General features: G+C 57.8%; 11 protein-coding genes. 6 read left to right on the top strand and 5 right to left on the bottom strand.

The features are described 5' to 3' along the window. Together AC1DSG_RS25060 and AC1DSG_RS25055 are read left to right on the top strand one after the other, a co-directional pair. On the top strand, positions 1-372 hold a 372-nt coding region (locus tag AC1DSG_RS25060), incomplete at its 5' end, for a PA0061/PA0062 family lipoprotein (protein ID WP_477793299.1). 41 nt (positions 373-413) lie between these two features. Then, entirely contained in the window at positions 414-836 is a 423-nt protein-coding gene (locus tag AC1DSG_RS25055; RefSeq protein WP_477793298.1) for a PA0061/PA0062 family lipoprotein, read from the top strand. 6 nt (positions 837-842) lie between these two features. Here AC1DSG_RS25055 and AC1DSG_RS25050 read toward each other — a convergent pair whose 3' ends face one another. After that, on the bottom strand, positions 843-1076 hold the full coding sequence (locus AC1DSG_RS25050; protein WP_477793297.1) for a DUF1161 domain-containing protein: 234 nt from the start codon (positions 1074-1076) through the stop codon (positions 843-845). Between the two features lie 158 nt (positions 1077-1234). Then, entirely contained in the window at positions 1235-1666 is a 432-nt protein-coding gene (locus AC1DSG_RS25045; RefSeq protein ID WP_027926114.1) for an OsmC family protein, read from the bottom strand. Between the two features lie 237 nt (positions 1667-1903). Between AC1DSG_RS25045 and AC1DSG_RS25040 the strand changes: the two genes are divergently transcribed. Next, the gene (locus tag AC1DSG_RS25040; RefSeq protein ID WP_477793296.1) at positions 1904-2905 is read left to right on the top strand and encodes an LLM class flavin-dependent oxidoreductase; all 1002 of its coding nucleotides are present in this window, start codon (positions 1904-1906) and stop codon (positions 2903-2905) included. Positions 2906-2969: 64 nt separating this feature from the next. Here AC1DSG_RS25040 and AC1DSG_RS25035 read toward each other — a convergent pair whose 3' ends face one another. Together AC1DSG_RS25035 and AC1DSG_RS25030 are read right to left on the bottom strand one after the other, a co-directional pair. Continuing rightward, positions 2970-3194: a DUF1161 domain-containing protein gene (locus AC1DSG_RS25035; RefSeq protein ID WP_477793295.1), complete on the bottom strand. Its 225-nt coding sequence runs from the start codon at positions 3192-3194 to the stop codon at positions 2970-2972. 125 nt (positions 3195-3319) lie between these two features. Further along, on the bottom strand, positions 3320-3535 hold the full coding sequence (locus tag AC1DSG_RS25030) for a dodecin (protein ID WP_477793294.1): 216 nt from the start codon (positions 3533-3535) through the stop codon (positions 3320-3322). Between the two features lie 155 nt (positions 3536-3690). Here AC1DSG_RS25030 and AC1DSG_RS25025 point away from each other — a divergent pair, with 155 nt between their 5' ends. Beyond that, complete coding sequence (locus AC1DSG_RS25025; RefSeq protein ID WP_477793293.1) at positions 3691-4017, top strand: ElaB/YgaM/YqjD family protein; 327 nt, start codon at positions 3691-3693, stop codon at positions 4015-4017. On the opposite strand, the gene AC1DSG_RS25020 is transcribed toward AC1DSG_RS25025, so the two are convergent. After that, on the bottom strand, positions 4014-4907 hold the full coding sequence (locus AC1DSG_RS25020) for a LysR family transcriptional regulator (RefSeq protein WP_477793292.1): 894 nt from the start codon (positions 4905-4907) through the stop codon (positions 4014-4016). The two genes, AC1DSG_RS25025 and AC1DSG_RS25020, sit on opposite strands and share 4 nt — an antisense overlap. 124 nt (positions 4908-5031) lie before the next feature. Between AC1DSG_RS25020 and trpB the strand changes: the two genes are divergently transcribed. Together trpB and trpA are read left to right on the top strand one after the other, a co-directional pair. Further along, the gene (trpB, locus tag AC1DSG_RS25015) at positions 5032-6252 is read left to right on the top strand and encodes a tryptophan synthase subunit beta (RefSeq protein ID WP_452628853.1); all 1221 of its coding nucleotides are present in this window, start codon (positions 5032-5034) and stop codon (positions 6250-6252) included. Continuing rightward, on the top strand, positions 6252-7004 hold a 753-nt coding region (gene trpA / locus AC1DSG_RS25010; protein WP_477793291.1), incomplete at its 3' end, for a tryptophan synthase subunit alpha. The genes trpB and trpA, both read left to right, overlap by 1 nt.

Below are 7004 nucleotides of genomic sequence, written 5' to 3'. Positions count from 1 at the left end.
GGATTTGGACTGCCCTACCATGACCCGTCGCAAGCGTGGATCGACCTGGACTCTCAGCAGGAAGACACGAAGCTACAAGCGTTGGAAGTCGACGACAAAGCCGCCACCGGCAAACGCTATTTTCAGGTGCCGCCGGGCAGTCATGAGCTGACGGTGCGTTATCAGTTCTCGGTCCAGCCGACCAATATCGGCCCGGATGCCCAGCCGCTATGGCGTGACTGTCAGTTAAACGTGAAATACAACGACTTCAGCGCCGGCGAGCGCTATCAGCTGCAAGCGGGGAATATCGGCTTTCGGCCGTGGGCAAAACTCTATAACCAACAACGAAAAGTGATTGGCCAAGGCACACCGGCAGGCTGCCAAGGCACCTGATCAGCGTTATGCTGAATGACCAAATCATTGGGACATTCATCATGCGCAGGCTGATGCTGTTGCTCGCCGCCAGTGTTGTTGCTGGCTGTCAGAGCCCGTTGCCACCGGTTGATCCGCAGATGGCCTGGGTCGATTTTTCTGTGCCATTCCCCAACGATAAGTTGTTGATGGCCGAGCGACTGGACAAACAGCGGTTGAACGATGGGCGTTTTTTCCAGGTCATGCCCGGCAGCCACGTACTGCTCGTTCGATTCGATTTTGAAGTGCCAGGTGGGGGCGGGGGCATGGGGATGATGGACGGTCCGTCGCAACGGTTGTGCTACCTGACCGTCAAGTACGATCATTTCGAAGCCGGCCAGCGTTATGTACTGGTCGGGCAGTCCATAGCGTTTGTCCCCGGCGCCCGGTTGTACAACGCCAAACGCGAGATTGTCGCTGAAGACAGCGAGTCCTATTGCCTGTGAGGCGAATCAGCGGTCGTTTTTCTGATAAATGATTTTTTTGGTGCCGTTTTCACACGAGCCTACGACCATGTTCTGATCGTGGACTTCGTCATTGGTGACGATTTCCAGGGTGTAGGACGAAACCCTTTGGGCCTGGATCTTGGCCTCGATCTCGGCCTTGAGTTCTTCACAGGGTTTGGGCTTCGCAAGGGCCGATGTGGCCAGCGCGCAACAGATAACCGCCAAGGCAAAACGTTTCATGGTTGAAGCTCCTTTGAGGCAGCGCGCAGGTTAATACGCTTTCGCTGCTGTCATTTATTCGACCACATTTTGGCTGGTCAGGTTTTGTCCGAGCACAAAAAAAGACCGCAGTCTGGCTGAAGGCTGCGATCTTTTACAGGTGATTGCAAAAGCTGTGATCAGCTGAGCAGGGTCGCGTCCAGACTGATTTTCGCATTCAACACTTTGGAAACCGGGCAGCCTTCTTTGGCCTTGTTACTCAATTCCTCGAACTGCGCCTGAGTCGCCCCAGGGATTTTCGCCTTGAGGATCAACTTTACGGCCGTGATCGCAAAACCACCGTCCACCTGATCCAGGGTGACCTCGGCATTGGTATCGATGCTGTCAGCCTTGAGACCGGCATCGCCGAGAATCATTGAAAACGCCATGGAAAAGCACCCCGCATGGGCCGCGCCGATCAGCTCTTCCGGATTGGTGCCTTTGCCGCCCTCGAAACGCGCTTTGAAGCCGTAAGGTGCTTCTCTGAGCACGCCGGTTTCAGTGGAGATCGAGCCAATGCCGGTTTTCAGGTCACCTTCCCAATGAGCCGATGCTTTCTTCGTAATAGCCATATCTGCCTCCTCAAGATCCGGCGCCAAGCGCCTTTGTGGTTTTCGGTTACAGGGTTCTGAGGATAGCCGCTGTTGCAAAGTTCACCCGATCTCATTAGTCCTACCGTTTTCGTAGGTTTTTTTGGCGTGGCTATTGAAACTCGGGTATATGCCCTCATTGCATGAAGCACGCTTATGGATTCGGCAGGTTTTCGTTTGCAAGAAAAAACCTGCGACCTCAATTGGAGAAGCAGGTTTATGAAACGACTGTCCGACATCAAGTTCTCGACCCTTGATCTGGTGCCTGTACGCGAAAACGGCAGCGCCACTCAGTCGCTGCGCAATTCCCTGGACCTGGCGCAGCACGTCGAAAAATTCGGCTACAACCGCTTCTGGGTCGCCGAGCACCACAACATGGACGGCATTGCCAGCTCGGCGACTTCCGTGCTGCTTGGCTATCTGGCGGGCGGTACGTCGACCATTCGGGTCGGTTCGGGTGGCGTGATGCTGCCTAACCACGCGCCGCTGGTGATTGCCGAGCAGTTCGGCACCCTCGAAAGTCTGTACCCGGGGCGTATCGACTTGGGCCTGGGCCGCGCGCCCGGCTCTGATCAAATGACGGCCCGTGCGCTGCGTCGTGAGCGTTCCGGTAGTGCCGACGACTTCCCGGAAGACGTGGCCGAATTGATGCGCTACCTCGGTCCACGCACCCCGGACCAGCGAATCATCGCCATGCCGGGCACCGGCACCAACGTCCCGGTCTGGTTGCTGGGCTCCAGCCTGTTCAGTGCGCAATTGGCCGGTGAGCGTGGTTTGCCCTACGCCTTCGCCTCCCATTTCGCACCGCGGTTCATGCATGAGGCGATTCGCGTCTACCGCAACCACTTCAAGCCTTCAGCGGTATTGGATAAGCCCTACGTGATGCTCGGTGTGCCGCTGGTGGCTGCTGATACTGACGAACAGGCTGATTATTTGGCGACGTCGGTCTATCAGCGGATTCTCGCGCTGATGCGTGGACAAAGTCTGGTTCAGCGTCCTCCGGTGAAAACCATGGACGGGTTGTGGCTGCCGCACGAGAGGGAAGCGGTCAGTGATTTCCTCGGGTTGGCGATGGTGGGCAGCCCGCAGAAAATCCGCGCCAAACTGGACGTGCTGATCGAGCAGACTCAGGCCGACGAACTGATTTTTACCTGCGACCTGTACGAACATGCCGATCGTCTGCGCTCCTATGAACTGTTGGCGCAGGTTATGAAGGGCTGACACTTAATCGGCACACACAAAAAAGCCGACGTCATTGCGTCGGCTTTTTCAGTTTCGAAGGTGGTCAACCCTGCTTGTAGACGATCTGCCTGGAGCCTTTTTCACAGGTGCCAACGATTTTACCGCCAGCAGCAGCGCCTTTATCGACGATTTCCAGCGTGTAATTGGAAATACCCTTGGCATCCAGTTTAGCTGCGATTTCGGCTTTCAGTTCGTCGCACGACTTGCCTTGGGCAAAGGCAGTTCCCGCAAGGCTTAACAAACAACCCGCCAAAATAAACTTCTTCATCGGTCGCATTCCCCTGGTCGGATCAAAAGAGGCATCCACCCATTTGCTGGATACACACACATGTAGCGCTTTGCCTTTCCAGATGGCACTCGGCCGGCGCGCAAGTCCAGAATACTAGCTCAAACTCAGCTGCTGGCAATCCGGAACCCGACCTTGAGCGTCACCTGAAAGTGTGCCGCTTTGCCGTCCTTGATGTGCCCGCGGGTTTCGGTCACTTCAAACCATTCCATGAGCTTGAGGCTTTTGCTGGCTTCAGCCAGCGCGTTATTGACGGCGTCTTCAATGCTGCTGGTGGACGAGCCGACCAGTTCGACTTTTTTGTAGGTGTGATGGTCAGTCATGGTGTTCTCCTCAGGGTGTGAATTACAGCCTAGCAGTGATTTTTGGTCTTACTCGTGTCGGCTAATCCGAATGGGATAAGCAGATTTACTGCACTTTCTCCAACCCCTGAAGTCCCAACCAACACACGCAACTCAATCAATGCAGGAGAGCCACCATGGCGAACACTTCATTACGTAAAGCCTCATTGCAAAGCATGGAAGCCGAAATCGAGAGTTTGTTGAAATCGTTGGAAAGCCTGAAAGACGATGCTTCGGACGAGTCGCGTAGAACCCTGAAAGCCTTAAAAGCCAATGCCGAAAGTGCGCTGAAGCATTCGCGTCATCTGCTCAGCGATGCGTRCGAAGAAGTCAAAGTCAAAACCCGTGAAACTGGCATTGCTACTCGGGACTACGCCCAGGAACACCCATGGACGACAGCCGGTGTTGCGGTGGGTGCGATGGGCCTTCTTGCGGCCTATCTGTTGTGCAAACGCGGGGATTAATCCGTTGGGTGCAGTTCGTTCTTGAGCCACTGCGCCAGTTGCCGAGCCCGCCCGTCCGCGGCACGCTTGGGTAACCACAATGCCAGTTGCGCCGGGGTTTCACTGAAACCCCATGGCGCAACCAGGCGACCGGCCTTCACGTCTTCAGCCACCAGCGGTTCCGGTGCAATCGCCACCCCCAAGCCGGCCACTGCGGCTTCCAGCAAGTAATACAAATGCTCAAAACCCTGACCGTACTTCAGCGCCTTGGCGTCGAGGCCACTTTGCTGTGCCCAACTCGGCCACGCCTGGGGTCGTGACGTGGTGTGTAGCAGTGCCTCCTTCAGCAGCGCTATCGCCGGTGCGCCTTGCAACTTTTCGTAGCCGGCGAATCGCGGGCTCATGACCGGGCCGATCCGCTCGCTGGTCAATTCATAGACCTGCATGTCCGCAGGCCATGGCGGCTCTGCAAACACCAGCAACGCATCAAGCCCCGGGCGACGCGGATCTAGATCGCCCTCTCCGGCTGACAGGTGCAGGCGCAAGTCCGGCAGGTCCGCATTCAGCCGTCCGAGGCGTGGAATAAACCAGCGCGCAAGCAGACTGCCCGAGCAGCCGAGCACGAAGGGCGCATCGGCGGTGCTTTGCGTCAACTCTGCACACACCGTACGTAACCGTTCGAACGCTTCGCCGCTGGCATCACGCAACCGAATGCCGGCATCTGTGAGTTTAAGGCCGCGACCGTCCTTGATGAACAGGCTCACGCCGAGGTGTTCTTCGAGCACCTTGAGCTGTCGGCTGACCGCGCCATGGGTGACGTGCAGCTGTTCGGCGGCCTGACTGACGCTGTTCAGGCGGGCGGTGGCCTCGAAGGCACGAAGGGCGTTCAGCGGGGGAAGGTCGTGGCTCATGTGATCTGTGAGTTTTCCTGACAGGTTGCGGCGATCTTATCGGTTTTCAGGTCGGCGCGTCAGGGGTAGAGTTAAGCCCACTCTCTACAAAAGCATCATCTCACCCATTCAACCGGAGCGACCCATGACTCAGACTAATCTGCGCAACGGCCCCGACGCCAACGGCTTGTTTGGCGCGTTTGGCGGCCGTTACGTCGCTGAAACCCTGATGCCGTTGATCCTCGACCTGGCCCGCGAATACGAAGCGGCCAAGGAAGATCCGGCGTTCAAAGAGGAATTGGCTTACTTCCAGCGTGACTACGTCGGACGTCCAAGCCCGCTGTATTACGCCGAACGTCTGACCGAGTTCTGCGGCGGCGCGAAGATTTATCTCAAGCGCGAAGAGTTGAACCACACCGGCGCGCACAAGATCAACAACTGCATCGGTCAGATCCTGCTGGCGCGACGCATGGGCAAGAAACGCATCATCGCTGAAACCGGCGCGGGCATGCACGGCGTGGCGACCGCCACCGTGGCGGCGCGTTTCGGTCTCGATTGCGTGATCTACATGGGCACCACCGACATCGAACGTCAGCAAGCCAACGTGTTCCGCATGAAGCTTTTGGGCGCTGAAGTGATCCCGGTCGTAGCTGGCACCGGCACCCTGAAAGACGCAATGAACGAAGCGCTGCGTGACTGGGTGACCAACGTCGACAGCACGTTCTACCTGATCGGCACTGTGGCTGGTCCACACCCTTATCCAGCCATGGTTCGCGACTTCCAGGCCGTGATCGGCAAGGAAACCCGTGACCAGTTGCAAGCTCAGGAAGGTCGTCTGCCGGACAGCCTGGTGGCGTGCATCGGTGGCGGCTCCAACGCCATGGGCCTGTTCCACCCGTTCCTTGACGACAAGAGCGTCGAGATCATCGGCGTTGAAGCCGCCGGTTACGGCATCGAAACCGGCAAGCACGCGGCCAGCCTGAACGGCGGCGTACCTGGCGTGTTGCACGGCAACCGTACGTTCCTGTTGCAGGACGACGATGGTCAGATCATCGACGCCCACTCGATTTCCGCCGGCCTCGACTACCCGGGTATCGGCCCGGAACATGCGTGGTTGCATGACATCGGCCGCGTTCAGTACACCTCGGTGACCGACGACGAAGCGCTCGACGCGTTCCACAAATGCTGCCGCCTGGAAGGGATCATTCCCGCACTGGAAAGCGCCCACGCCCTGGCCGAAGTGTTTAAACGCGCACCGACCCTGCCGAAAGATCACCTGATGGTGGTCAACCTGTCCGGCCGTGGCGACAAAGACATGCAAACCGTGATGCACCACATGGAACAATCTAAGCAGGAGAAACACTGATGAGCCGCCTGCAAACGCGCTTTGCCGAACTCAAGGAACAGAATCGCGCTGCCCTGGTGACTTTCGTCACCGCTGGCGACCCGAGCTATGACACTTCCCTGGCGATCCTTAAAGGCTTGCCCGCTGYCGGCGCCGACGTGATCGAATTGGGCATGCCCTTCACCGATCCGATGGCCGATGGCCCGGCGATCCAACTGGCCAACATTCGCGCCTTGGGCGCCAAACAGAACCTGGCGAAAACCCTGCAAATGGTTCGCGAGTTCCGGGAAGGCAACAGCGAGACTCCGCTGGTGCTGATGGGGTATTTCAACCCGATCCACATGTACGGCGTGCCGCGTTTCATCGCCGACGCCAAAGAGGCCGGCGTTGATGGTTTGATCGTGGTTGACTTGCCGCCGGAACATAACGGCGAGTTGTGCGACCCGGCTCAGGCAGCGGGCCTGGATTTCATCCGTCTGACCACCCCGACTACCGATGACGTGCGCCTTCCGACCGTCCTGAACGGCAGCTCCGGTTTTGTTTACTACGTGTCGGTTGCTGGTGTGACCGGCGCAGGAGCGGCGACTCTCGAGCACGTTGAAGAGGCGGTTGCCCGTCTGCGTCGCCACACTGATTTGCCGATCAGCATCGGTTTCGGCATTCGTACCCCAGAGCAGGCCGCTTCCATTGCTCGTTTGGCTGACGGTGTGGTTGTGGGGTCGGCGTTGATCGATCACATCGCCAACGCTACGACGCCGGATCAGGCGATTGAT

The sequence above is a fragment of the Pseudomonas sp. P5_A12 genome, from assembly GCF_056400685.1.
This window is presented reverse-complemented; position numbering and strand designations above follow the sequence as displayed.